This is a genomic window from Streptomyces sp. NPDC041784, from assembly GCF_055591025.1.
Genome location: NZ_JBVJAB010000003.1, coordinates 584824 through 610389 on the forward strand (window position 1 = coordinate 584824; position 25566 = coordinate 610389).

Consider the following 25566-nt stretch of genomic DNA (forward strand, 5'->3'; position numbering starts at 1 on the left):
CATGATCGGAGGAGCCATCAGAACACAACGGGGCAAGGGCGGGGAAACGGATATGGCCGTGACGAACGAGCAGGTCACAAGGCGCGCGTTCCTGGCGGACATGGATCCGCCCCGGCCGGGTGGTCCCGGCCGGGGCGGATCGGTGGATCAATGGAGCGGGGTGCGTCAGCTCAGGGAGGCCAGCGCCGCGTTCCACGTGGCGGACGGCCGCATGACGGCCGCGGCCTTCGCCGGGTCGGGCTGGTAGTAGCCGCCGATGTCGGCGGGCTCGCCCTGGACGGCGTTCAGCTCGTCCACGATGGTCTGCTCGGCCGCGGTGAGCGTCTCGGCGAGCGCCGCGAACGCCTTCGCCAGCTCGGCGTCGTCGGTCTGCCGGGCCAGCTCCTGCGCCCAGTACAGGGACAGGTAGAAGTGGCTGCCGCGGTTGTCGATGCCGCCGACGCGACGGGTCGGGGACTTGTCCTCGTTGAGGAAGGTCGCCGTCGCGCGGTCGAGGGTGTCGGCGAGGACCTTGGCGCGGGTGTTGCCGGTGGCCGTGGCGCACTGCTCCAGGGAGGGCACGAGCGCGAAGAACTCACCGAGGGAGTCCCAGCGCAGGTAGTTCTCCTTGACCAGCTGCTGGACGTGCTTCGGCGCGGAGCCGCCGGCGCCCGTCTCGAACAGGCCGCCGCCCGCCATCAGCGGGACGACCGACAGCATCTTGGCGCTGGTGCCCAGCTCCAGGATGGGGAAGAGGTCGGTCAGGTAGTCACGCAGCACGTTGCCGGTCACCGAGATGGTGTCCTCGCCGCGGCGGATGCGCTCCACCGACAGCTTGGTGGCCTCGACCGGGGCGAGGACACGGATGTCCAGGCCCTCGGTGTCGTGCTCCGTCAGGTAGGCGTTGACCTTGGCGATCAGGTTGGCGTCGTGGGCGCGGGTCTCGTCCAGCCAGAAGACGGCCGGGTCGCCGGTGGCGCGGGCGCGGGTGACGGCCAGCTTCACCCAGTCCTTGATCGGCGCGTCCTTGGTCTGGCAGGCGCGGAAGATGTCGCCCTCGGCGACCGGCTGCTCGAGGACCACGTTGCCGGCCTGGTCGACCAGACGGACCGTGCCGGCCGTCGCGATCTCGAAGGTCTTGTCGTGGGAGCCGTACTCCTCGGCCTTCTGCGCCATCAGGCCGACGTTCGGGACCGAGCCCATCGTCGACGGGTCGTAGGCGCCGTGGGCGCGGCAGTCGTCGATGACGGCCTGGTAGACGCCGGAGTAGGAGGAGTCCGGCAGGACCGCGAGGGTGTCGGCCTCCTGGCCGTCCGGGCCCCACATGTGGCCGGAGGTGCGGATCATGGCCGGCATCGAGGCGTCGACGATGACGTCGGACGGCACGTGCAGGTTGGTGATGCCCTTGTCGGAGTCGACCATCGCCAGGGCCGGGCCCTCGGCCAGCTCGGCGTCGAAGGAGGCCTTGATCTCCTCACCGAAGTGCGGCAGGGTCTCGAGGCCCTTGAGGATGCCGCCCAGACCGTCGTTCGGGGAGAGACCGGCGCCGGCGAGGACCTTGCCGTACTTCTCGAAGGTCTTCGGGAAGAACGCGCGTACGACGTGACCGAAGACGATCGGGTCGGAGACCTTCATCATCGTGGCCTTGAGGTGCACGGAGAACAGCACGCCCTCGGCCTTGGCCTTGGCGACCTGCGCGGTCAGGAACTCGCGCAGCGCGGCGACGCGCATCACGGAGGCGTCGACGACCTCGCCCTCGAGGACGGGGACGGACTCGCGCAGGACGGTGGTGGTGCCGTCCTCGGCGACCAGCTCGATCCGCAGGGAGCCGGCCTCGGAGATCACGGCGGACTTCTCGGTGGAGCGGAAGTCGTTCTCGCCCATGGTCGCCACGTCGGTCTTGGACTCCGACGACCAGGCGCCCATGCGGTGCGGGTGGGTCTTGGCGTAGTTCTTGACCGAGGCGGGGGCGCGGCGGTCGGAGTTGCCCTCCCGCAGGACCGGGTTGACGGCCGAGCCCTTGATCTTGTCGTAGCGGGCCTGGATGTCCCGCTCCTCGTCGGTCTTCGGGTCGTCCGGGTAGTTCGGCAGCGCGTAGCCCTGACCCTGCAGCTCGGCGACGGCGGCCTTGAGCTGCGGGATCGACGCCGAGATGTTCGGCAGCTTGATGATGTTGGCCGCGGGCGTCTTGGCCAGTTCGCCCAGCTCGGACAGCGCGTCCGGGATCCGCTGGTCCTCGGTCAGGTACTCCGGGAACACCGCGATGATACGGCCGGCCAGCGAGATGTCCCGCGTCTCCACGGCGACACCCGCCTGCGAGGCGTAGGCCTGGACCACCGGCAGGAAGGAATACGTCGCCAGGGCCGGGGCCTCGTCAGTGTGGGTATAGATGATGGTCGAGTCAGTCACCGGGTGCTCCGCTCCACGTCTGCAACATTGCTCGACATCAAGATATCTCGTGACGGGGGCGGGCTCGACAGGGGTCCGCCCACAGGCCGGATCCGGCCGTGCGTCCGTTCGGGGCAACCGAACCGGAGTTTTCGTCCGTCCACAAGGTTGATCGTCGACCTCATCCGACGGCCGGACCGACCACCCGGCCGCCCGATCGAAAGCGGACCATGAGATATCGCACCAGAGTGACGGCACCCGCGGCGCTGCTCATCGGCTCGGCCGCCGCCCTGACCGGCGGCAACGCGGCGTACGCCGGTACCACGACGGCGACCCGGACCGACGGGGGCGGCCCGGCTCCGGCACCGGAGACCCTCGGCGACCCGGTCTTCCCGGCCCTCGGCAACGACGGCTACCGGGTCGGCGCCTACCACCTCGACCTCTCCTACGACGCCACGACCCTGCTGGTGGACGCCACCGCGACGCTGAAGATCCGGACCACCGACAGCCTCTCCCGCCTCTCCCTCGACGCCCTCGGACTGGACGTGCGCTCCGTGCGCGTCGACGGCCGCACGGCCGAGTTCGAGCAGGTGGACGAGAAGCTGCGGGTCACGCCCGCCCGGCCGCTGCGCGACGGCGCCCGCGCCACCGTGTGCGTGACGTACACGGCGGACCCGCGCCGCGCCCTCGCGCACACCGCCTGGGTGCCCACGCCGGACGGCTTCGCGATCTGCCCGCAGCCCGACTCGGCGCACACCGTCTTCCCCTGCAACGACCACCCGTCGGACAAGGCGGACTTCACCTTCCGCATCACCGTCCCGGCCGCCCTGAAGGCCGTCGCCAGCGGCTCCCTGGTCTGCACCGAGGACCTGGCCGGCGAGCGGACCCGGTACACCTACCGCTCCCGCTCGCCGATCGCCACCGAGGTGGTCCAGATCACCGTCGGCGACTACGTGGTGAAGAAGCGGCAGGGCCCGCACGGGCTGCCCCTGCGCGACGTCGTCCCCGTCGCCCGGGCCGAGGCCCTCGAGCCCGCCCTCGCCCTCACCCCCGGCCTGGTGGAGTGGATCGAGCAGCGGCTCGGCGCCTACCCCTTCGAGACGTACGGGCTGCTGCCCTGCAACAACGACGCCTCGAACGCCTTCGACTTCACCGGCCTGGAGACCCAGACCCTCACCCTGTACAAGCCGAACTACCTCCTCCAGGAGGAGGCGAAGATCGGCTCGCACATGATGCACGAGCTGGTCCACTCCTACTTCGGCAACAGCGTCAGCCCCGCCACCTGGGCCGACCTGTGGCTCAACGAGGGCCACGCCGACTTCTACGGGCTGCTCTACCGCTACGAGCGCGGCTGGCCGGACTCCCTGGGCATGACCAGCCTGGAGGCCCGGATGCGGCACACGTACGGGCTCGGCGACCAGTGGCGGCAGAAGTCCGGCCCCGTCGCCGCGCCGACCGCGGCCACCCTCTTCGACGGCCAGCGCTACCTGGGCGGCGTCCTCGTGCTGTACGCACTGCGGCAGCTGATCGGCGAGGACGCCTTCCACGCCGTCGAGCGGGCCTTCCTCGCCCGCCACCGGGACGCCTCGGCGTCGACGGACGACTACATCGCCGTCGCCTGCCGGGCGTCCGGCCAGGACGTCTCCGGCTTCCTGCGCGACTGGCTGTACGGCACGACGACGCCGAGGATGCCCGGCCATCCGGACTGGACGGTCAACCCGGTGCCGCCGTCCCTCGTCGCCCCGCACCAGCGCACGGGCGCGCGCTGGCACGAGAACTCCGCGACGCTCTGAGTCAGCCGTCGAGGCGGGAGGAGGCCACTTCGCCCGCCTCCTCGGGGGTGCGCTGCTGCGGGATGACCACCGCGCCCTGCTGGAGCGAGACGTTCCGGGCGGGCGCCGGGATCCGGATGCCCTCGGCCCGGTAGCGGCGGTGCAGGCGTTTGATGAACTCGTGCTTGATCCGGTACTGGTCGCTGAACTCGCCGACGCCGAGGATCACGGTGAAGCCGATCCGGCTGTCGCCGAACGTGTGGAAACGCACCGCCGGCTCGTGGTCCGGGACCGCGCCGGCGATCTCCGTCATCACCTCGGCGACGACCTCCGTCGTCACCCGCTCCACGTGCTCCAGGTCGCTGTCGTAGGCCACCCCGACCTGCACCAGGATCGTCAACTGCTGCTCGGGACGCATGAAGTTGGTCATGTTCGTCTTGGCGAGCTCGCCGTTGGGGATGACGACCAGGTTGTTGGAGAGCGCCCGGACGGTCGTCTGACGCCAGTTGATGTCCTCAACATAGCCCTCCTCGCCGCTGCTCAGCCTGATGTAGTCACCGGGCTGCACGGTCTTGGAGGCCAGGATGTGGATGCCCGCGAAGAGGTTGGCGAGCGTGTCCTGAAGGGCCAGCGCCACCGCCAGACCGCCCACGCCCAGGGCCGTGAGCATCGGGGCTATGGAGATCCCGAGGCTCTGGAGCGCCACCAGGAAGCCGAGCGCCAGGACCAGCACCCGGGTGATGTTCACGAAGATCGTGGCCGATCCGGCGACCCCGGACCGGGAGGAGGTCACGGACTGCACCAGCCCGGCGACCACCCGGGCAGCCGACACGGTCACCGCGAAGATCAGCAGCACCGTCAGACACTGGTTGACGGTGTGCTGCACCGCTTTCGTCAGTGGCAGCACCGCCGCCGCGGACGCCGCGCCACCGGTGATCGCCGCCCACGGCACGACCGTGCGCAGCGCGTCCACCACGACGTCGTCGCCGTTCCACTTGGTGCGCTTGGCGTGCTTGCCCAGCCAGCGCAGCAGCCCGCGCGACAGAAAGGCCACCAGGAAGCCCGCGGCCAGCGCGATGCCGGCGAGGACGCCGTCGTCCAGGGTGAGCGCACGGTTCACCGGCCACCTCCGGAACGTCGATCCGCGGCGGACCGGGCCGCCGGCGGCCGGATGTGAAGACTCGTCACGTTGTCACCTGCTCGTTTCCGGGATGTGCGGTCGCGCCGTCCGAGAACAGGCGCGACCGTTCATCCTGCCGTATCCGGAACGGCAGTTCGTACCCCGAGGTCTGCCCGGGCGGCTGTCTTCGGCCAGTTCACGGGTGTCCGGCGGCCGGCGCTCGCGCCGCTCAGATCACCTTCAGCCGCACCAGCGCGCCCAGCGTCAACGCCCCCGGCAGCAACGGCAGCCAGACGGTGATCACCCGGAAGGTGAGCACCACGGCCGTCGCCAGGGCCACCGGGCCGCCCGCCGCCACCAGGGCCACGACCAGCGCCGCCTCCACCGAGCCGATGCCGCCCGGGGTGGGTATGAGGGCGACCGCCACCGTCGCCGCGAGATACGCGACCGCCATGTGCGTGACCGGCACCGGCAGCCCCAGCGCCAGCCCGACCGTCACCAGCCCGGCCGCCTGGAGCACCGGGAACGCCAGCGAACCGCCCCACAGGGCCAGCGCCCGGGCCGGCCGGGTGTGCACCGAACGCGCCTCGCCGAGCGCCGTCCGCAGGAAGGACCACACCGCCTGCCGCAGCCGCCGGATCATCACCAGCGCGCCCGCCGCCAGGAGCACGGCCCCCGCGAGGCCGCCCAGCAGCGGGCCGAACGCCGCGTCGGGCAGCAGCGAACCGAGCCGCAGCGCGTCGGGGAACACCAGCAGCAGCACCGTCAGCAGACCGACCCGGGCCACCCCCTCCGCCAGCAGATAGAGGGCGAGGGCCGCCGAGGAGCGGGCCAGCGGCACCCCGCACACGGTCATGAACCGCAGATTGACCGCGCTCGCGCCGAGGCCCGTCGGCAGCAGGTGGTTGGCGGCGCCCGCCGCGAACTGCGTGGCCAGCAGTCTGAGCCGGGGCAGCCGCTGCACGACGGCGCCCTGCCGGGTGACGGCCGCCGCCACCCAGGTCAGACAGGTCATCCCGGCCGCGGCCAGCAGCCAGGGCCACTGGGCCGTGCGCAGATGACCGAGGCCCTCGGTCAGCACCGAGTGGTTGCGGACCGCGACCACGACGACCAGCAGGAGCGGGACCAGACACAGGATCCGGCGGACGGGGAGGCGCCGGGGGGCACGGGGGAGGGGGACGGCTGTCACATCGGGAGAGGGTTTCCGCGCGGAGCCAACCAGGGGTTGCGGAAGCGCGGACGGAACGTGGCGTGCGGTCATCGGATCCTTCGGACGGGGGGACATCGGACCGGGGGACATCGGACCGGCCTTGACCTCAACATTGCTCGAGGTTCTAGGTTCACGGGCATGAGCATGGACGCCACCGCGTGGACGCAGCTGTACAGCGTCATGAACGCACAAGCGGAACGCCGCCCCTTCGACCGCACGACCCTGCGCCGCATCGGCGCGTTCGCCCGACCGCACCGCCGCCGGATCGCGGTCTTCGCGGTGCTCGGGGTGGTGACCGCGCTGCTCGCCGTCGCCGGCCCGGTCCTCGCCGGATCGGTCGTCGACGCGATCGTGTCGCACGGCGACCCGGACACCGTCGTACGCCTCGCCCTGCTCATCGCGCTGATCGCGGTGCTGGAGGCGGCGCTCGGCGTCCTGAGCCGGAGGCTGTCGGCGACGCTCGGGGAGGGGCTCATCCTCGATCTGCGCACGGCCGTGTTCGATCATGTGCAGCGGATGCCGGTCGCGTTCTTCACACGTACCCGTACGGGAGCGCTCGTCTCCCGACTCAACAACGACGTGATCGGCGCCCAGCGGGCGTTCAGCAACACCCTGTCCGGAGTGGTCTCCAACCTGGTCACCCTGGTCCTCACCCTCGCCGTCATGCTCACCCTGTCCTGGCAGGTCACGCTGCTCGCGCTCGCTCTGCTGCCGGTGTTCGTGATCCCGGCCCGGCGGATGGGCGGCCGGATGGCCGGCATGCAGCGGGAGGCGGCCGCCCTCAACGCGGCCATGGGCACCCGGATGACCGAGCGGTTCTCCGCGCCCGGCGCCACCCTGGTCAAGCTGTTCGGGCGTCCCGAGGACGAGTCCGCGGAGTTCGCCGAGCGCGCCGCACGCGTCCGGGACATCGGCGTGCGCACCGCGACCGCCCAGTCTGTGTTCATCACCGCCCTGACCCTCGTCTCCGCCCTGGCCCTCGCCCTCGTCTACGGCCTCGGCGGCCGGCTCGCCCTGAGCGGCACCCTCGACCCCGGCGCCGTCGTCGCCCTCGCCCTGCTCCTGACCCGTCTGTACGCGCCCCTCACCTCGCTCGCCGGGGCCCGCGTCGAGGTCATGAGCGCCCTCGTCAGCTTCGAGCGGGTCTTCGAGGTGCTCGACCTGAAACCGCTCATCGAGGAGAAACCGGACGCCCGCGAGGTCCCCGAGGGCCCCGTATCCGTCGAGTTCGAGGACGTCCGCTTCGGCTACCCGTCCGCCGACAAGGTCTCCCTCGCCTCCCTGGAGGAGGTCGCCACCCTCGACACCCGCGGCGGCACCGAGGTCCTGCACGGCATCTCCTTCCGCGCCGAGCCCGGCCAGACCGTCGCCCTCGTCGGCTCCTCCGGCGCCGGCAAGTCCACCGTCGCCCAGCTCCTGCCGCGCCTGTACGACGTCGACGCCGGCGCCGTCCGGGTCGGCGGCGTCGACGTCCGCGACCTCGGCGCCGCCGCACTGCGCGCCACGCTCGGCATGGTCACCCAGGACGGCCACCTCTTCCACGACACCGTCCGCGCCAACCTGCTGCTCGCCCGCCCCACCGCCACCGAGGACGACCTGTGGGACGCGCTGCGCCGCTCCCGCCTCGACGACCTCGTCCGCGCCCTGCCCGACGGCCTCGACACCGTCGTCGGCGAACGCGGCTACCGGCTCTCCGGCGGCGAACGCCAGCGCATGACCATCGCCCGGCTGCTGCTGGCCCGCCAGCGCGTCGTCATCCTCGACGAGGCCACCGCCCACCTGGACAACACCTCCGAGGCGGCCGTCCAGGAGGCCCTCGCCGAGGCCCTGACCGGCCGGACCGCCCTCGTCATCGCCCACCGCCTGTCCACCGTGCGCGCCGCCGACCTGATCCTCGTCGTCGAGGCCGGCCGCATCGTCGAACGCGGCACCCACGACGACCTCCTCGCCGCCGACGGCCGCTACGCCGAGCTGTACCGCACCCAGTTCGCGGAGCCGGGGGCGGTGATCCGGTGAGCACACGGACCTGATGTCCGCACACCCGCGCCCCGCCCCCCACCACGGTTACCTGCCGCGCGGTAACCGACGGCCGCCCGCCCGGGACGCGGGGGACTGTCGGTGCCGTAGGACAGAATGACCTGACCACCACGGGCTGCGGGGGCGTGAGGCATGACGACGGATCGGACACCGCTGGTCGGCAGAGACGCCGAACTGGCGCGCGTCGACCGCACACTGGCGGACCTCGTGGGCGACGAGGAGGGGCGTCCGGCCGTGCTGGACGTCAGTGGCGAGGCCGGCATCGGCAAGAGCCGGCTCGTCACCGAGCTGTGCCGGCGCGCGGCCCGGCTCGGCGCGGGCGTCCTGCGCGGCCGGGCCACCGAGTACGAACGGCACATCCCCTTCCAGCCGTTCACCGACGCCCTCGCCGACCTCGACCCCGACGTGCGGGAGTCCTTCCCGGCGGCCGTCGAGGTCGCCCCGGTGCTCAGCGGCGCCCCCCGCCGCGCGGACCGCTTCGGCCTCCACCGGGCCACGGCCGCCCTGCTCACCCACGCAGCCGCCACCGCACCCCTGGTGCTGGTGCTGGACGACATGCACTGGGCGGACGCCGCCTCCCTGGAACTCCTCGACCACCTCGTACGGCACCCCCCGCGCGCCCGCGTCCTGCTGGTCGTCGCCCGCCGCGAACGCCAGAGCCCCGCCCCGCTCACCGCCACCCTCATCCGCGGCACGGACACCGGGGCGGTGCGCCGGACGGTCCTCGGGCCGCTCGGCGAACGCGCGTGCGTCGAGGGACTCACCGCCGGCCTGCCGCACGACGAGGCCCTCCGGCTCATCACCGCCAGCGAGGGCAACCCGCTCTACCTCCTCGCCCTGCTCCAGGCGCACCGCGAGGGCGCCTCCGTCAGCCGGCTGTCCACCACCGGGCTCGGCGCGCTGCTGCTCGACGAACTGACCCCGCTGACCGCACCGCAGCGCCGGCTGGTCGAGGTGGTGGCCGCGCTCGGCGACCACGCCACCCCCGCCCTGCTCGCCCCGGTCACCGGCCGCGAACCGGCCGACCTCGCCGCCGACCTGACCGAACTGACCCGGCGTGACCTGCTGCGCACCGGCCAGCACGGCCGGCTGGCGCTGCGCCACCCCGTGCTGCGCAGCCTCGTGCACGACGGCACCGACCCCTGGCTGCGCACCGAGACCCACCGGCTGGCCGCCGCCGAACTGGCCCGGGCCGGCGCCCCGCTGGCCGAGCGCGCCCACCACGCCGAACGCGCGCTGTCCGGCTGGGACCCGCACGCCGTCGCCGTGCTCACCGAGGCCGCCGAACAGGCCGCGCACACGGCGCCCGCCAGCTGCGCCCACTGGCTGGACGTGGTCCTGCGCCACCTCCCGCACACCCCCGAACACGCCGTGGAGCGCCGCGCGCTGACGCTGCGCAGAGCCCGCGCGCTGGGCGCCTGCGGACAGCTCCGGGAGAGCCGCGACCTGCTGCACCAGGTGATCGCCATGCCCGACCCGGGCGGCGACGGCGCCGGATCACGGGCCCTGGCCGTCGTCCTGTGCGCCGTCATGGAACGCCATCTGGGCCGCTACTCGGAGGCGGTCGCCCTGCTCCGCCGCGAACTGCACCGCGACGACCCGGCCCCCTCGCCCGCCGACCAGGTCGCCCTCGGCCTGGAACTGGGCTCCTCCGCGCCGCACGACACCTCGTACCCGACCGTGCGCGCCGACGTGGCGCGCACCCTCGAGATCGCCCGCTCCCTCGGGGACGAGGTGGGTGTGGCCGGCGCCCTGACCGTCGCCGCGCTGGGGGAGGCATACGAGGGGGAGACGGCCGCCGCCGACACCTACGCCCGCCAGGCGGCGGCCCTCGTCGACTCGCTGCCGGACGACGACCTCACCGGCCAGTGCGAGCAACTGGCGCGGCTGGGCTGGGCGGAGGCGTTCCTGGAGCGCTTCGCCGACGCCGAACGGCACGCCGACCGCGGCCTGGCCATCGCCCGCCGCACCGGCCAGCTCTACCTCCTGCCCCATCTGCTGCTGTGCAAGGCGCACGTCCACATCCAGATCTGCCGGCCGGTGTCGGCGGTGGAGCTGTCGGACGAGGCCGAGGACATCGCCCGCGGCATCGGCAGCGACGAACTTCTCGCCTTCGTCCTCGCCACCAAGGCCCACGCCGTGGTGGCCGCCTCCCCGCCCGGCGACCCCCGGCCCCTGGCCGTGGCCGAGGAGGCGGTGGCCGCGGCCGGGCTGGGCGGCAACTGGTGGGCGTCCATCGCCTGGTCCATGCTCGGCTACGCGGCACTCACCGCCGGCGACCCGGCCCGCGCCCGGGAGGCGGTGCTGCACGCCGGCGGTCCCGGGCTGGGCCGCCTCCAGCCGTCGATGCGCCCGCTGTTCCTGGAGATCCTGGTGACGTCCGCCGTCACCGCCGGGGATCTGGAGGACGCGAAGGAGTGGGCCGAGCAGGCCCGCGAGGAGGCCGAGCGGCTCGACCTGCCGGTGCAGCGGGCCTCGGCGATGCGCAGCGCCGCGCACATCCCGCTCGGTCTCGGAGACGCCCGGGCGGCGGCGGAGCTGTTCGTGTCGGCGGCCGACGAGAGCGCCCGCAGCGGCGCGCTGTTCTGGGAGGCGTTCTCGCTGCTCCTCGGCGCCCCCCTGCTGGCCGGCGACCCGGACGGCCCCCGCCAGGGACAGGCCGCCTGGCAGCGGGGGCAGCGGCTGGCCGCCACCGGGGGAGCCGAGATGCTGACCGGCCTGGCCGAGATGATCCGCCCCGCGGTGGCCGACGTCCCCGACGGCCCCGAGCGCCGGCTCGCCGAACTCACCGCCCGCGAACGGGAGATCGCCGGCCTCGTCGCCGAGGGCCTCACCAGCCCGGCCATCGCCGACCGGCTCTGCCTGAGCCGTCGTACGGTCGAGACCCACGTCTCCCGCATCTACCGCAAGACGGGCGTCTCCTCACGGGCCGCCCTGGCGGCGCTGATGGCGGTCCGCACCCCCGGGCACCCGTTCACGGGCTGAGCCGCCCCCGCCGTCACGCGGTGGGGACGTCCCGGTACTCGCCGAGCCAGCTGAAGCCGCCGTCGGCCGCCCGGAACAGGTACATCGCGTCCGTGTAGAGATAGCTGGTGGCGTTGTAGCGCAACCGCTTGGTGATCCCCCGGTAGTCGGTCTCGCGCAGCCGGCCCGAGACGGCGGCGCGTTCCGCGCGGGACGCGCCCAGCGTCGTCATGGCGCGGGCGACGAAGAGCGTGGCGTCGTAGGCCTCGGCGGCGTACCAGGGCGGGGCGGTCCCGAAGCGTTCCCGGTAGGCGGTGACGAAGGGCCGTGCCGCCGGCACCCGGGTCGGGTCCAGGAAGGCGGCGGCGAAGACCCAGCCCTCGGCGGCCTCGCCCGCCGAGGCCAGGAAACGGGGGTCGAGGGCGTGCGGGCCGGCCAGCCGCGCACCCGAGAAGCCGGCGGAGCGCAGCGCGCGGGCCAGCTTCGCCGCGCGGGCGTGCCCTCCGGCGAACACCACCGCGTCCGCCTTCGCCGCCGTCACTGACGCCGCGAGGGCGCTGAAGTCGGCGGCCGAGCCGTCCTCGGCGGCGAACGTGCGCCGGATCGTGGTGCGCTGCCCGGAGCGCACGGCGTCGTCCACGAGCCCGAGCATCTGCCCGCCGGTGTCGCCCTCCGCCGCGTCGTCGATCAGCACGATCCGGCTCGCGCGGGCGGTCCGCACGAGATACCTGGCGATCGGCGCCGCCAGGGTCATGTCGTCGGGGCGGGTGGCCGCGTACACCCGGCCGGCGACGGAGGACACCCCGACGAGGCCGACCGACACCGAGACCAGGGGGAGCCGGGCCTCCTGGTAGAGGGGGAGGGCGGCCCGCGCACAGGCGTCGGTGGTCGGCCCGAGCACCGCGCGGACCCGTTCGTCGGCCCCCAGCCGCCGGGCGATCTGCCGCGCCCCGGCCGTGCGGCCCCCGTCGTCGTGCACCTGGAGCGCCAGGTCGAAGGCGCGCCCGGCACGGGCGTTGAAGTGGTCGACGGCGAGCCGTACGCCGTTCTCCTGGGCCCGTCCCGCGCTGCGGCCACCGCCGCTCAGGTCGGCGTGCACGGCGACCACCAGCCGCGCCAGATCCGCTCCGGCGTCCCGCGCGGGCCCGCCGTCGGGGCGTCCCGCCGTCCACCAGGCCGCCGTTCCGCCCGCCGCCAGCACCCCGGCGACCGAGCCCAGCACCAACAGGCGGCGCCGCGTGGCGCCCCGTGCGGGCTCGTCCCCGCCGGGCATCGTGTCGGCGCCCGCCGGCGCGCCGGACACCTCGGTCGCCTCGACCGCCGGCAGCGCGAGGACGGCCGTCGAACGGCGCGCGATCAGCCGGGTGACCGGCTCCGGCAGCCAGCCCCCGCCCAGGCTGTCGTCCTCGCCGTCCAGGGCCGCCCGCACCTCGGTCACGGTGGGGCGGGCGGCGGGCTCCTTCGCCAGGCAGTCCCGCAGCAGCGGCAGCAACGGCGCCGGGACGCCGTCCAGATCGGGGTCCTCGTGCACCGTGCGCACCAGCACACCGGGTGCCGACCCCGCGCCGAAGGGGCGTTCGCCCGTCACGGCGTACGCCAGCAGACAGCCGAGCGAGAAGACATCGCTGGCCGGCCCGATCTCCCGCCCCCTGCCCCGGGCCTGCTCCGGGGAGAGGAAACCGGGGGAGCCGACCACCATCCCGCTGGCGGTGAGCGCGGTGTCCTCCGGTGTCCGGGCGATCCCGAAGTCGATCACCCTGGGGCCGTCGATCGCGAGCAGGACATTGCCGGGCTTGACGTCCCGGTGCACGAGCCCAGCCCGGTGCACGGCGTCCAGCGCCTCGGCGAGCCGGGCGCCCAGGAAGCGGACGCAGGCGTGCGGCAGCGGCCCGTACGCCGCCACCGCCTCCGACAGGTCGGGGCCCGGCACGAACGCCGTGGCGAGCCACGGCGCCTCCGCGTCCGGGTCCGCGTCGAGCAGCGGCACCACCCAGGGGCTGGCCACCCGGCCCGCCGTCTCCACCTCGCGGCGGAACCGGGCCCGGAAGCCCGGGTCGTCGGCGTGCGCGGCGCGGATCACCTTCACCGCGGCGAGCCCGCCCCCGGCGGACCGCGCCAGGTACACCACGCCCATGCCGCCCGCGCCGAGCCGGCGCAGCAGCTGGTAGCCGCCGATCCCGGCCGGATCGGCGCCGCGCAGCGGTTCCATCAACGCCCCCTCAGGTGGACACCTGGAACGGTGCCACGCCCTGGTACGCGAACCGGCCGTCGACGACCTTCCACAGATGGACGCCGGTGCCGTCGATGACCAGCGTCCCGGTCGACTTGTCGAACGCGAAGTTCTTGGTGATCCCCCGGTAGGTGGCGCCGCGCAGGGCCGTCGTCAGGTTCTGGCGGGTCGCCTTCGCGACAGCCGACGAGCCCAGGGTCTTCGCGGTCAGCCGAGCCACGTCGTACGTCTCGACGGCGTACGGCTTCGGCGCGGCGCCGAACCGCTTGCGGTGGGCGGCGGCGAACGCCTTGGCCTCGGGTGCGACGGAGGCGTCCATGACCGGGGCGACGATCACCCAGCCCTCGGCCGCGTCCCCGGCGGCGGTCAGGAACCGGGCGTCGAGCACCCCCTGCGCGGCGGTCCGGGCACCGGGGAAGTCACGGCGCGTCAGTTCGCGGGCCAGCAGCGCGGCCCGGTCGTGGTAGCCGGCGAAGACCACGGAGTCCGCGCCCCCGTCGGCGAGGGCGTCGAGGGTGGGCCCGAAGTCGGTCCGCAGCGCGCTGACCACCTTCGGTACGGCCGGCTGCCGGGCGTCCCGCAGGATCCGGGTGAGGGTGCTGCTGATCTCCCAGGCGTAGGCGTCCGCCGCCCGGTCGTCGACGATCCCGACGGTCCGTGACTTCGCGGTGCCGCGCAGATACGCGTGGAGGTAGAAGGGCATGATCGTGTCCGTCACCCGGGCGTGGAGGAAGGACCGGCTGCCCATCGCGCCCAGCACGCTGCCGCCGGGCGACACGGAGATCAGGGGCAGCGAGGCGGCGTCGTACGTGGCGAGCGTGGCGAGGGCGGTGGCGTCCGTGGTGGGGCCGATCACCGCCAGCACGGAGCGGTCGGCGATCAGTTCCTCGGCCGCGGCGGGGGCCCGGCCGGGGTCGCCGCCGTCGTCCGCGGTCCGCACGGCGAGCGTGAACGGCCGGTTGGCGACGGCGTTGAACTCCTCGACCGCGAGCCGCAGTCCGCGCTCCTGCGCCCGGCCGACGGCCTTCTGGTCACCGCTCAGATCGGCGTGCAGCGCGATGGTGTGCACGGGCTTGCCGTCCGTCGCCGCCGGGCCGGCGGAGCCGCCCGGATCGTCGCCGTCACCGGAGAGCGCCGCCCAGGCCGCCAGGCCGCCGCCGGCCGCCACGGCCGTCGCGCCACCGGCCAGCAGCAGGAAACGGCGTCTGCGCAGGCCGCCGCCGGGCGGCGGCTCGGCGGCCGGTGCGGGCGCGGGGTCGACCTCGGTGTCGTCGATGCCGTGCAGCGCGAGCGAGGCGGCCGACCGTTCGGCGATCAGCCGGATCAACGGCTCGGGCAACCAGGCTTCGTCGTCGGGCAGTTGGTCCTCGGGTGTTCGGTCCTGTGGCCGTGGGTCCCCGGGCAGTGGCTTCTCGGGCTTTCGATCCTCGGGCGTTCCGTCTTCGGGCGTTCCGTCTTCGGGCGTTCCGTCCTCGATGGGTCGGTCCGCCCGCGCCGGATGCGGGGCGGCGGGCCCGTCGGCGGCCTCGGGTCGCACCGCCCGCCACGCCTCCCGGGGGTCGGGCGGCGTGGCAGGAGGCGTGCCAGGGGTCGGCGGCGTGGCGGGCTGCGTGCCGGGTGCCGGCGGCGCGAGGGCCTCGGCGAGCGCCTCGGCCGTCGGTCGCTGCGCGGGGTCCTTCGCCAGGCAGCGGCCCACCACCTCGGCCAGTTCCTCCGGAAGACCGTCCAGATCCGGCTCGTCGTGCACCGTGCGGTACAGCAGGGCCTCCGCCGTCCCGGTGCCGAACGGAGGCCGCCCGGTGGCCGCGTGGGCCAGCACGCAGCCCAGCGAGAAGACGTCACCGGCCGGCTCCAGCTCCCGTCCGCCCCGCGTCTGCTCCGGGGGCAGGAAGCCGGGAGTGCCGACGACGACGCCGGTCGAGGTGAGCGAGGTGTCCTCCGGGGCCCGGGCCACGCCGAAGTCGATCAGCCGGGGCCCGTCCGGTGCGAGCAGGACGTTGCCCGGCTTGACGTCCCGGTGCACGAGACCGGCCGCGTGCAGGTCCCGCAGGGCGTGCGCGAGCCGGGCGCCCAGGGCGCGCAGACTCCGTACCGGCAGCGGCCCGTGCGCGGCGACGGCCTCGGCGAGCGAGGGGCCCGGCACGAACACGGTGGCGAGCCAGGGCTGTTCGGCCGCCGGGTCCGCGTCGACGAGGGCGGCCACCCAGGGGCTGGTCATCCGGCGGGCCGTGTCCGCCTCGCGCCGGAAACGCTCCCGGAAACCGGTGTCCTCGGCGTACTCGGCCTGGATCACCTTCAGCGCGACCAGGGTTCCGCCGGCCGAGCGGGCGAGGTACACCACACCCATGCCGCCCGCGCCGAGCCGCCCGAGCAGCCGGTGGCCCGCCAGCCTGGCGGGGTCGGAGGTACGCAGCGGTTCCATCACTTCCCCTTCAGCCGCTGCTGGACGCGTTCCAGCATCCGGGCGAGGGCGGTGCTGCCCAGTTGGTTCAGCTCCTCCTCGGTGTGGTCCTGCGAGCCCGTCACGGAGACGGCCACGACGACCGTGCCGAGCCGGGCGAGCGTCCACCGGTACGGTTGGGCCGCGCCGCCGCGCTCGGTGTACCGGCCGACTTCGAGGACCGAGTCGTCGGCGTAGTTCTGCTCACGGGTGCCGAAGGGTGAGCCGGCCGAGTTCAGGCCAGTGATCCGCTCGCCGTCCCGGGGCTGCTGGTCCGGACAGCGCAGGACCTCCTCGAGCGTGGTGCTGAGCTGTTCGTCGGCGCTGAGGACGGAGCCGTGCACGGTGGCCACGGCCGTCACCTTGACGGCGCCCTCGCCTCCGGTGGCCTGCCGCACGCTGTACCGGGACAGGCTGGCCAGGACGCCGGCGGGGAGCTTCTCGCGCTGCCAGCGGCAGCCGTCGTCCAGCACGGCCCAGGTGCCCGGGGTGCTCTGCGCCGGGGCCTGGGCGGTGAAGCCCCGGCCCCAGTCGCCCGGGGTGAACACCACGGCGTCGGCCAGACTCCGCCCGGCCCGGGCGGTCCTGGGCACCAGTGAGGCGTCGGGGGTGAAGACGGAGGCGGCGGTGGAGGCGCCCGAGGGGGTCGCCCCGGCTCCCGGGGAGGTGCCGGCCGAGGACGAGGGGCTGGGCCCGGACGCCGTGCCGTCCCCTCCCCGCGCCGAACACCCGGCCACCAGACTGCCCGCCACCAGGAGCGTCACCCAACTCCCCACGTTCCCTCGGGTGTTGCCTTTCACTCAGTCCCCTCAATACCGCGTGTGTCCCCGACTCCCCGAACGTAGACGGCGGGTGGGCGGATGGGCCTCAGTAGAAACACGTATCTGGATACGTATTCCGTTCCTTTCGTGTGTCCGACTCATGTGTCCGATCCTGTCCGGATCCTGCCCCCCTCCCTCTATTGTCATGGCTTGGACACCACTCTAGCTTGGCGTGGACACGCCCGGCGGTTGACCGCGCCGGGCCGGGGGGTGGGGGACCGGGGGGCCGGTACGGATCCTTGCCGGGCGGCGGCGCGCCGCCCTGCCGGCACACCTCTTTTCCCCTCCCTGCTCTGTGCGCCACACGACGACCCCACCACCGAGCAAGGGAGAGAACTCCGTATGAAAGCGCTCTCGAGACACCGGACCGGCGGCTTACTGCTCACCGTGCTCACCGTGCTCGCCGTCGGCCTGGGCATTCCCGCCCAGGCCGCCGCCGCGCCCGCCGCCGACACCGACAGCAGCACCGGCGTCGACACCAGCACCGGCACCGTGGTCGGCACCGGCACCGGCACCGCCTCCGCGGTACCGGCCGACGCCGCCGGCGACGTCTACGCCGTCCGGCAGAACACCGACGGCACCACCTCCGTCACCGTCTACCGCCCCGCGCCGGGCGTCACCGCCGCCGCGCTCGCCGAGAAGCTCCGGGCCAAGGGGGTGAGCGGCGTCCAGGCACCCACGTCGCGGGACGCGGTGACGCTCGCCCTGCCCTGCTCCTACGGCACCGCCCGCACCATGGAGTGCGCGCCGGTCCGCTGGGCGCACAACGGCTTCGCCGACCCGCAGGTGTACTTCCTCGACCACACGTCCTCGGCCTGGCCGATGACCGCCGTCGTCCCGAAGTGGCACGAGTCGGTGGGCGTCGACTCCTACTACCGTTGGTACACGGCCGGCTGCCCGGGCGGCGGGACACACTGCGCGCACGTCTACAGCGGCAACAGCGGCGCCACCGGCTGGACCGGCCAGACCAGCTACTCGTACGACGGCAACCGCTATCTGGTCGACGGCAGCGTCTCCATGCGGCTGAACGACTACTACGGCGGAAGCGCCGCCGAACACCGCAACACCGCCTGCCACGAGGCGGGGCACGTGCTCGGCCTGGGCCACGGCACCTCCACGACGAGCTGTATGTACAGCTCGCGGACCTCGACCACCGTGCCCAACGCGGACGACTTCGCGCTCCTGCCGCTCATCTATCCGTGACCCCGCCGGTCCGCGGCAGCGGTGCGCGGACCGGTCCCACGCACGTCCTCCGCGGCGCCGGAGCGGCTCGTGCCGCCCGGCGCCGTCCGGGTCGTGGGGGCGGGTCCGGAGCCGACGGGCCGTCAGCAGGATGGGTGATTCCAGGTGGCCGGCGGCGGAGCCGTGTCAATACTCCTGGGTGTCGGCCGTGTCCGACTCGGCGCCGAACGCGAAGTCCTGTCGCGGTTGAGCCGGCGTCCCCCACCACAGGAAGGCCGCACCATGTCACGCTTGGCGCGTTCGACGTTGTCCAGAGTCCGTCCGGGCCTCGCCGCCGTCGCCGCCGTCACCGCCGTCACCGCCGTCGTCACGGCCGGGGTGCTCCCGGCCTCGTCGGCCGCCGCGGCACCGGCACCGTCCGCACTCCGTACGGCGGACACCGCGCTCGCCGACCCCGAGCCCGGCACCGGCCTCGGCACGGACCGCGCGCCCTCGGAGATCAGCACCCTGTCCGGCGAGTGGACGACACCCTGGGGCATCTCCTTTCTGCCGGACGGCGAGACGGCCCTGGTGACGGAACGCAACACCGGCCAGGTCTGGCAGGCCGGACGCGACGGATCCCGCCGCCTCGTCGGCACGGTCCCGAACGTCGTATGGAGCAAGGAGACCCAGGACAAGGGCGGCCTGCTGGGCGTCGCCGTCTCCCCGACGTGGGACGGCGTCACGGACCTGGACGTGTTCTTCATGGAGACCACGGACACCGACAACCGGGTCGTCAGGATGAGCTTCGACGGCACGTCCCTGTCCGACTACACACCCGTCCTGACCGGGATCCGCAGGGACAGCCAGCACAACGGCGGAGCGCTCGCCTTCGGACCCGACGGCTACCTCTACGTCACCACCGGCGACGCGTACGAGGCCAAGCTCGCCCAGGACCTGGACTCCCTCAACGGGAAGATCCTGCGCATCACCCGCACCGGTGAGCCGGCCCCCGGAAACCCCTTCGGAACCGCTGTCTACAGCTACGGCCACCGCAACCCCGAGGGCCTGGCCTGGGACAGCGCCGGGCGGCTGTGGGAGACGGAGATCGGCCTCAAGACCTTCGACGAACTCAACCTGATCGAGCCCGGCCTGAACTACGGCTGGCCCACCTGCGAGGGCTCGTGTGACAAGGCGGGCATGACCGACCCGAAGAAGGTCTGGAAGCCGGACGACGGCGGCGTACCCGCGCAGATCGCGATCGCCGACGACGTCGTCTACGTCTCGACCCTGCGCGGCCGGCGGCTGTGGCGGCTGCCGATCGACGAGACCGGCAGGGACGTCGGGAAAGCGACGTCGTACTACGCCCGCGACCACGGCCGGCTGCGGGCGCTCGCCAAGGTGCCCGGCGCCGACGAACTCTGGCTGGGCACCAGCGACCGCGGCCCCGCCAAGGACCTCATCCTCAAGATCACCGTGAAGTGAACCCGGCTCGGCGCGTCAGCAGGATGGGGGTATCCGGCTGGCCCGCGCCGAGGACCGCGCCCAATACTCCTTGAAGTCGGCCCCTTCCGACTCGCCGCCGCACTCCCTTCCCTCCCGGAATCCAGCCGGCTGTCCCCGCACGACAGAAAAGGCCTCAGCATGTCTCGTTCGGCGCGCTCGGCGCTGCACCGGATCCGTCCGGGCACCGCCGTGCTCACGGCCGCCACCGCTCTCCTCGGCGCCTGCCTCCTCCAGCCCACGACGGCCGCCGCCGGATCCCTGGCACCGAGTGCCCCGTCGGGCGTCTCCGTCCTCTCCGACAACTGGACCAGGCCCTGGGCCATCACCTTCCTTCCCGACGGGACGAACGCCCTGGTGACCGAGCGCCACAACTTCAAGGTCTCGGTGCTGGGCCGTGACGGCTCCAGGCAGCTGGTGGGCACGGTGCCGGACACCGTCGCCGGCGCCACCAGCCCCGGAGTCGGCAACGGCGGCCTGCTGGGTGTCGCCCCGTCACCGACCTGGAACGGCACCACGGACCAGGACGTCTTCTTCGTCCACACGGCCGAAACCGACATCCGGGTCGCGCGGATGCGCTTCGACGGCACCTCGCTGAGCGACTACACCGTCGTCCTCGGCGGGATCGCCCGGGGCGGCGACCACAACGGCGGCAAGATCGCCTTCGGTCCGGACGGCTATCTGTACGTCTCCGTCGGCGACGCCCTCCAGCGCGAGCTCGCCCAGGACCTGGACTCCCTCAACGGGAAGATCCTGCGCATCACCCGCACCGGTGAGCCGGCCCCCGGAAACCCCTTCGGAACCGCTGTCTACAGCTACGGCCACCGCAACCCCCAGGGCCTCGCCTGGGATTCCCGGGGCAGGCTGTGGGAGACCGAGATCGGCGCTTCCACCTGGGACGAACTCAACCTGATCGAGCCAGGCATGAACTACGGCTGGCCCACCTGCGAGGGCTCCTGCGCCACGGCGGGCATGACCGACCCGAAGAAGGTCTGGAAGCCGGACGACGGCGGCGTACCCGCGCAGATCGCGATCGCCGACGACGTCGTCTACGTCTCGACCCTGCGCGGCGAGCGGCTGTGGGCCGTGCCGATCGACGACACCGGCACGGACGTCACGACCGCGACGTCGTACTACAACGGCACCTTCGGCCGGCTGCGGGCCCTCGCCAAGGTCCCCGGCGCCGACGAACTGTGGCTCGGCACCACCGACGGCGGCGTGGGCAAGGACCGCATCCTCAAGGTCACCGTCAGCAAGTAGGCAGAAGAACGACCGGCCGCCCCCCACGGACATCCGTCCGGTCGACTCCCCCCACCAACGAAAGGCCTCACCATGTCACGCTCGGCGCTGCGCCGGATCCGTCCAGGCACGGCCGTGCTCACGGCCGCCACCGCTCTCCTCGGCGCCTGCCTCCTCCAGCCCACGACGGCCGCCGCCGGATCCCTGGCACCGAGTGCCCCGTCGGGCGTCTCGGTGCTCTCCACCAACTGGACCAGGCCCTGGGCCATCACCTTCCTTCCCGACGGGACGAAGGCCCTGGTGACCGAGCGGTTCACCGCCGACGTATGGCTCCAGGCGAGGGACGGCTCCAAGAAGAAGGTGGGCACGGTCCCCCTCACGGTGGCTCCCTCCCCGAGCGGAGGCATGGGTGGCCTGCTGGGCGTCGCTCCCTCGCCGACCTGGAACGGCACCACGGACAAGGACGTCTTCTTCGTTCAGACGGCCGCCTCCGACATCCGGGTCGTGCGCATGCACTTCGACGGCAAGACGCTCAGCGACTACACCGTCATCCTCGGCGGGATCGCCCGCGGCGGCGACCACAACGGCGGCAAGATCGCCTTCGGCCCCGACGGCTATCTGTACGTCAGCGTCGGCGACGCCCTGAAGCGCAACCTCGCGCAGGACAAGAACTCCCTCAACGGAAAGATCCTGCGCATCACGAAGACCGGTGCCGCGGCGCCCGGCAACCCGTTCGGCACCCGCGTCTACAGCCTCGGCCACCGCAATCCGCAGGGCTTCGCCTGGGACACCCGCGGCAGACTGTGGGAGACCGAGATCGGCGAGAACACATGGGACGAGCTGAACCTCGTCGAGCCGGGCAGGAACTACGGCTGGCCCACCTGCGAGGGCTCCTGCGCCAAGGCCGGAATGACCGACCCCAAGATGGTCTGGAAGCCGGACCAGGGCGGTGTGCCCGCCCAGATCGCGATCAAGCGCGACGTCATCTACGTCACCACGCTGCTCGGCCAGCGGCTGTGGGCCATGCCGATCGACGCCACGGGCAAGGGCGTCGGGGCCGCGAAGGCGTACTACAACGGCAGCTACGGCCGGCTGCGGGCGCTCACCAAGGTGCCCGGCGCCGACGAACTCTGGCTCGGCACGACCGACCGGGGCGACAACAAGGACCGCATCCTGCGGATCACCCTCCAGTGACTCCCCTTCGCACGCATCCCGCGAAGGGGTGAACCCACCTCCCCCGAAAGGAAGGTACGCACCATGAACGAGACCACCGAGCGGACGCACCAGCCGACCGCGACCACCACCGAGCAGACCGACCGGACCGCCTGGCAGACGCCCGGCTACACCGTCGTCGACACCGCGCTGGAGGTCACCGCCTACTCCCTCTCCGCCCGCTAACCCGCCGCCATGCTGCTGCGCGTGCTCGGCACCGCGGCCGGCGGCGGCGTCCCGCAGTGGAACTGCGCGTGCCCCGGGTGCTCCGGGGCACGCGCGCATCCCGAGCGGCGCCGCCGGCACGCCTCCCTCGCGATCCGTACGGACGACGGCCGCTGGTACCTCGTCAACGCGACCCCCGACATCGGCGACCAGATCGAGGCCCACCCCGCGCTCCATCCCGGCCCCGGACCCCGCCAGAGCCCGATCGCCGGGGTCGTCCTCACCGACGCCGAACTCGACCACACCCTGGGCATCGCCCGCCTGCGAGAGGCGGACGCCCTGGAGATCCACGCCACGGCCCCGGTCCGCCGCGCCCTCGACGACCGCCTCCGCCTCGGCGCCGTCCTCGGCCCCTACACCACGTTGACCTGGCGGGACCTGCCGTGCCACGGTGCGCGGTCCCTCACCTCCGAGACCTCCGGCCGGGCCGACCGCGGCCTGCGGATCAGCGCCGTCCCCGTCTCCGCGAAACGCCCCCGGTACGCCGCCGACGCCCCCGAGGACGACGCCTGGGTCGTCGCCCTGCGCGTGTACGACCCGGCCACCGGCAGGTCCGTGGTCTACGCCCCCGCCGTCGCCGCCTGGTCCGACGCGCTGCACCGGGTCGCCGCCGAGGCCGACTGCGTCATCGTCGACGGCACCTTCTGGGACGACGAGGAACCGCGCCGCACCGGCATCTCCTCCCGCACCGCCACCGGCATGGGCCATCTGCCCATCGACGGACCGGGCGGCACCGCCGGCATCCTCGCCACGCTGTCCGCCCGCTGCCTCTACACGCACCTCAACAACACCAACCCCCTCGTCGACCCCGCCGCGGCCCAGCACAAGCGGCTCGCCCGGCTGGGCATCGAGGTGGCCGACGACGAGATGGTGATCGAGCTGTGACCACGGCACTCGCCCCCCTGAAAGAGCCCTGGACCCCCACCGAGTTCGAGGACCGCCTGCGCACGGTGGCCCAGGAGCGCTACCACGACCGCCACCCCTTCAACGTCCGGATGCACGAGGGCGACCTCGACGAGGACGAGGTCCGCTCCTGGATCGCCAACCGCTTCCACTACCAGCGCCACATCCCCGTCAAGGACGCGCTGATCACCGCGAAACTCGGCTCCCCGCAGCTGCGGCGCATGTGGCTGCGCCGGATCGAGGACCACGACGGACGCGGCGAGGGCGAGGGCGGCATCGAGCGCTGGCTGCGGCTCGGCGAGGCGGCCGGCCTGGACCGCGACCGTCTGCTGGCGGGCGACTCCGTCCTGCCCGGCGTACGGCTCGCGGTCGAGGGTTACGTCAACTTCTGCCGGCTGCGCCCTCCGCTGGAGGCCGTCGCCGCCTCGCTCACCGAACTGACCGCGCCCGGCCTGATGCGGCTGCGCATCGACGCCTTCGAACGCCACTACACCTGGATCGCGCCGGACGGGCTCGCCTACTTCCGTACCCGCGTCGACCAGGGCCGACGCGACAGCACCGAGGCCCTCGCCCTCGTCCTGGAGTGGGCCCGCACCCGGGAGGAGCAGGAAAAGGCGGTGGCCGCGCTCACCTTCAAGTGCGATGTCCTGTGGTCCCTGCTGGACGCCGTGCAGCAGGAACGCGCCGGGGGACCGACGCCCGGCCGGAGGACGGCGGTGTACACGCGGCCCTGGCGGAACGAACATCCGGAGCCGGCCGCCCCGCAGGTGCCGCCCCGGCACCCGGAGCCGGACGCCCGCCGCCCTGCCCACCCGGAGCCGGACCTGCGCCCCTGGCGCACCGGCCGTCCGGCATCCGACCCGCGGCCGCGACCGGAGACCCGCCCGGCGCCGGAGAACGGCGTCCCGGTGCTGGACGTCCGGCCGTGGCGGGACACCCGGCGGGGACAGGGATGACGTCCGTGGCCGACCGCGCCTGGTGCCCCGCCCTCGCCCCCGCCCTGATGCTGCGTCACGACCGGGTGCGCGGCACGGACCTGCTGGTCCTGCCCGAACGGGTCGTCGTCCTTCAGGGGCATGCCGGACAGGTCGTCGGCCTGTGCGACGGCACCCGGACCGTGCGCGGGATCGTCGACGCGCTGGCCGAGCGCCACCCCGGCGCCCCGGTCGCCGACGAGGTACCGCCCTTCCTCGACCGGCTGCGCCAGGAGGGCTGGCTCACATGACCGTGCCCCCGCCCGCCGCCGCACCGGCGATCCAGCCCCGCCCCTGGGCGCTGCTCGCCGAACTCACCCACGCGTGCCCGCTGCACTGCCCCTACTGCTCCAACCCGCTGGAACTGGCCCGCCGTTCGGCCGAACTGACCGCCGACGAGTGGGCGGACGTGCTGGGCCAGGCGGCCGCGCTGGGCGTCGTCCACACCCATCTCTCCGGCGGTGAGCCGCTGCTGCGGCCCGACCTGGAGCGGATCGTCGCCGCCGCCGAGGCGGCCGGCGTCTACACCCAGCTGGTGACCAGCGGCACCGGCCTGGACGAGGCCCGGCTGAGCGCGCTGCGGGCCGCCGGACTGCGCAGCGTCCAGCTCTCCGTCCAGCACGCCGAGGCCGCCGCCAACGACCGGATCGCCGGCCGTCCGTCCTCCTTCGCGGCCAAGGAACGGGCCGCGGCCCTGGTCCGCGCGGCCGGGCTCCCGCTCGGCCTCAACGTGGTGCTGCACCGCGACAACCTCGACGCGATCGGCGCCCTCATCGACCTGGGCGTGTCCTGGGGCGTGGACCGTATCGAGCTGGCCAACACCCAGTTCTACGGCTGGGGTCTGCTCAACCGGGCCGCGCTGCTGCCCACCCGCGACCAGCTGGCCCGCGCCCGGGAGACCGTCGACGACCGCCGGGAGCGGCTCGCGGGCCAGGTCGAACTGGTCTGGGTCGTGCCCGACTACTTCGACGGCGTCGCCAAGCCCTGCATGGGCGGCTGGGGAGCGGTCTCGCTCACCGTCACCCCCGACGGCACGGCCCTGCCCTGCCCGGCCGCCGCGTCCCTGCCCGACCTCGACCCGCCCAACGTCCGGGACCGTCCGCTCGACTGGATCTGGGACCACTCCCCGGCGTTCGACCGCTTCCGCGGCACCGCCTGGATGACCGGCCCCTGCGGCACCTGCCCCCGCCGGGAGGAGGACTTCGGCGGCTGCCGCTGCCAGGCGTACGCCCTCACCGGCGACGCCGCCCGCACCGACCCGGCGTGCGCCCTCTCGCCCGACCACCATCTCGTCCGCGCCCTGGCCGACGCGGGCCCCGCCGAGCCGCCGCCCCCGTACGTGCACCGTCGCCCCTCGGCTGTGCCGCACGTGCGCTGAAACCGGTCTC

At 73.5% G+C, this 25566-nt stretch carries 17 protein-coding genes and 1 pseudogene; 12 read left to right on the forward strand and 6 right to left on the reverse strand.

Annotation, left to right across the window (positions count from 1 at the left end):
• Positions 1–165: 165 nt before the first annotated feature.
• Positions 166–2388: an NADP-dependent isocitrate dehydrogenase gene (locus ACZ6D7_RS09255; protein WP_469485857.1), complete on the reverse strand. Its 2223-nt coding sequence runs from the start codon at positions 2386–2388 to the stop codon at positions 166–168.
• A 209-nt stretch (positions 2389–2597) separates the two neighbouring features.
• Between ACZ6D7_RS09255 and ACZ6D7_RS09260 the strand changes: the two genes are divergently transcribed.
• Positions 2598–4160 carry a M1 family metallopeptidase gene (locus ACZ6D7_RS09260; RefSeq protein WP_469485860.1) on the forward strand — a complete coding sequence of 521 codons (1563 nt, stop codon included), beginning with the start codon at positions 2598–2600 and terminating at the stop codon, positions 4158–4160.
• Position 4161: 1 nt separating this feature from the next.
• Here the strand turns inward: ACZ6D7_RS09260 and ACZ6D7_RS09265 are convergent, their stop codons facing one another.
• Positions 4162–5259: a mechanosensitive ion channel family protein gene (locus tag ACZ6D7_RS09265; protein ID WP_469485863.1), complete on the reverse strand. Its 1098-nt coding sequence runs from the start codon at positions 5257–5259 to the stop codon at positions 4162–4164.
• A 229-nt stretch (positions 5260–5488) separates the two neighbouring features.
• Entirely contained in the window at positions 5489–6448 is a 960-nt protein-coding gene (locus tag ACZ6D7_RS09270) for a lysylphosphatidylglycerol synthase transmembrane domain-containing protein (RefSeq protein ID WP_469485865.1), read from the reverse strand.
• A 165-nt stretch (positions 6449–6613) separates the two neighbouring features.
• On the opposite strand from ACZ6D7_RS09270, the gene ACZ6D7_RS09275 reads away from it, so the two are divergent.
• Both ACZ6D7_RS09275 and ACZ6D7_RS09280 read left to right on the forward strand, forming a co-directional pair.
• Entirely contained in the window at positions 6614–8485 is a 1872-nt protein-coding gene (locus tag ACZ6D7_RS09275; protein WP_469486066.1) for an ABC transporter ATP-binding protein, read from the forward strand.
• 153 nt (positions 8486–8638) lie between these two features.
• The gene (locus ACZ6D7_RS09280) at positions 8639–11491 is read left to right on the forward strand and encodes a helix-turn-helix transcriptional regulator (protein ID WP_469485869.1); all 2853 of its coding nucleotides are present in this window, start codon (positions 8639–8641) and stop codon (positions 11489–11491) included.
• A gap of 13 nt (positions 11492–11504) precedes the next feature.
• Here the strand turns inward: ACZ6D7_RS09280 and ACZ6D7_RS09285 are convergent, their stop codons facing one another.
• Genes ACZ6D7_RS09285 through ACZ6D7_RS09295 form a run of 3 tightly spaced genes read right to left on the reverse strand, consistent with a single transcriptional unit; the run spans position 11505 to position 16904 of the window.
• A complete protein-coding gene (locus ACZ6D7_RS09285; protein ID WP_469485875.1) occupies positions 11505–13679 on the reverse strand; it encodes a bifunctional serine/threonine-protein kinase/ABC transporter substrate-binding protein in 2175 nt (724 codons plus the stop codon).
• Between the two features lie 10 nt (positions 13680–13689).
• The gene (locus ACZ6D7_RS09290; protein WP_469485879.1) at positions 13690–16122 is read right to left on the reverse strand and encodes a bifunctional serine/threonine-protein kinase/ABC transporter substrate-binding protein; all 2433 of its coding nucleotides are present in this window, start codon (positions 16120–16122) and stop codon (positions 13690–13692) included.
• Positions 16122–16904, reverse strand: coding sequence for a hypothetical protein (locus ACZ6D7_RS09295; protein ID WP_469485885.1), 783 nt, complete (start codon positions 16902–16904; stop codon positions 16122–16124). The genes ACZ6D7_RS09290 and ACZ6D7_RS09295 overlap by 1 nt, the downstream gene beginning before the upstream one ends.
• Positions 16905–17303: 399 nt before the next feature.
• Here ACZ6D7_RS09295 and ACZ6D7_RS09300 point away from each other — a divergent pair, with 399 nt between their 5' ends.
• The 9 genes and pseudogenes from ACZ6D7_RS09300 (at position 17304) to pqqE (ending at position 25556) form a co-directional block, all read left to right on the forward strand.
• Positions 17304–18164 carry a matrixin family metalloprotease gene (locus ACZ6D7_RS09300; protein WP_469485888.1) on the forward strand — a complete coding sequence of 287 codons (861 nt, stop codon included), beginning with the start codon at positions 17304–17306 and terminating at the stop codon, positions 18162–18164.
• 285 nt (positions 18165–18449) lie between these two features.
• A complete protein-coding gene (locus tag ACZ6D7_RS09305) occupies positions 18450–19607 on the forward strand; it encodes a PQQ-dependent sugar dehydrogenase (RefSeq protein WP_469485891.1) in 1158 nt (385 codons plus the stop codon).
• A gap of 159 nt (positions 19608–19766) precedes the next feature.
• On the forward strand, positions 19767–20885 hold the full coding sequence (locus ACZ6D7_RS09310) for a PQQ-dependent sugar dehydrogenase (RefSeq protein ID WP_469485894.1): 1119 nt from the start codon (positions 19767–19769) through the stop codon (positions 20883–20885).
• Between the two features lie 72 nt (positions 20886–20957).
• Positions 20958–22058 carry a PQQ-dependent sugar dehydrogenase gene (locus ACZ6D7_RS09315; protein WP_469485897.1) on the forward strand — a complete coding sequence of 367 codons (1101 nt, stop codon included), beginning with the start codon at positions 20958–20960 and terminating at the stop codon, positions 22056–22058.
• 63 nt (positions 22059–22121) lie between these two features.
• Positions 22122–22262: a pyrroloquinoline quinone precursor peptide PqqA gene (pqqA, locus tag ACZ6D7_RS09320; RefSeq protein WP_469485900.1), complete on the forward strand. Its 141-nt coding sequence runs from the start codon at positions 22122–22124 to the stop codon at positions 22260–22262.
• A 9-nt stretch (positions 22263–22271) separates the two neighbouring features.
• Entirely contained in the window at positions 22272–23186 is a 915-nt protein-coding gene (gene pqqB, locus ACZ6D7_RS09325; RefSeq protein WP_469485904.1) for a pyrroloquinoline quinone biosynthesis protein PqqB, read from the forward strand.
• Positions 23183–23881: pseudogene (gene pqqC / locus ACZ6D7_RS09330) on the forward strand (pyrroloquinoline-quinone synthase PqqC); the annotation flags it as partial. The gene pqqB and the pseudogene pqqC, both read left to right, overlap by 4 nt.
• Positions 23882–24156: 275 nt before the next feature.
• Positions 24157–24429: a pyrroloquinoline quinone biosynthesis peptide chaperone PqqD gene (gene pqqD / locus ACZ6D7_RS09335; RefSeq protein ID WP_469485907.1), complete on the forward strand. Its 273-nt coding sequence runs from the start codon at positions 24157–24159 to the stop codon at positions 24427–24429.
• Positions 24426–25556: a pyrroloquinoline quinone biosynthesis protein PqqE gene (gene pqqE, locus ACZ6D7_RS09340; RefSeq protein WP_469485911.1), complete on the forward strand. Its 1131-nt coding sequence runs from the start codon at positions 24426–24428 to the stop codon at positions 25554–25556. The genes pqqD and pqqE overlap by 4 nt, the downstream gene beginning before the upstream one ends.
• The last annotated feature ends 10 nt before the right edge of the window (positions 25557–25566 follow it).

Excerpts from the sequence above, each read along its gene's own strand:
- ACZ6D7_RS09260 (WP_469485860.1), top strand. The coding sequence starts at position 2,598 with ATGAGATATCGCACCAGAGTGACGGCACCCGCGGCGCTGCTCATCGGC.
- ACZ6D7_RS09290 (WP_469485879.1), bottom strand. The coding sequence starts at position 16,122 with ATGGAACCGCTGCGTACCTCCGACCCCGCCAGGCTGGCGGGCCACCGG.
- pqqA (WP_469485900.1), top strand. The coding sequence starts at position 22,122 with ATGAACGAGACCACCGAGCGGACGCACCAGCCGACCGCGACCACCACC.
- ACZ6D7_RS09280 (WP_469485869.1), top strand. The coding sequence starts at position 8,639 with ATGACGACGGATCGGACACCGCTGGTCGGCAGAGACGCCGAACTGGCG.
- ACZ6D7_RS09315 (WP_469485897.1), top strand. The coding sequence starts at position 20,958 with ATGTCACGCTCGGCGCTGCGCCGGATCCGTCCAGGCACGGCCGTGCTC.
- ACZ6D7_RS09310 (WP_469485894.1), top strand. The coding sequence starts at position 19,767 with ATGTCTCGTTCGGCGCGCTCGGCGCTGCACCGGATCCGTCCGGGCACC.
- pqqB (WP_469485904.1), top strand. The coding sequence starts at position 22,272 with ATGCTGCTGCGCGTGCTCGGCACCGCGGCCGGCGGCGGCGTCCCGCAG.
- ACZ6D7_RS09275 (WP_469486066.1), top strand. The coding sequence starts at position 6,614 with ATGGACGCCACCGCGTGGACGCAGCTGTACAGCGTCATGAACGCACAA.
- ACZ6D7_RS09300 (WP_469485888.1), top strand. The coding sequence starts at position 17,304 with ATGAAAGCGCTCTCGAGACACCGGACCGGCGGCTTACTGCTCACCGTG.
- pqqD (WP_469485907.1), top strand. The coding sequence starts at position 24,157 with ATGACGTCCGTGGCCGACCGCGCCTGGTGCCCCGCCCTCGCCCCCGCC.
- pqqE (WP_469485911.1), top strand. The coding sequence starts at position 24,426 with ATGACCGTGCCCCCGCCCGCCGCCGCACCGGCGATCCAGCCCCGCCCC.
- ACZ6D7_RS09285 (WP_469485875.1), bottom strand. The coding sequence starts at position 13,679 with ATGGAACCGCTGCGCGGCGCCGATCCGGCCGGGATCGGCGGCTACCAG.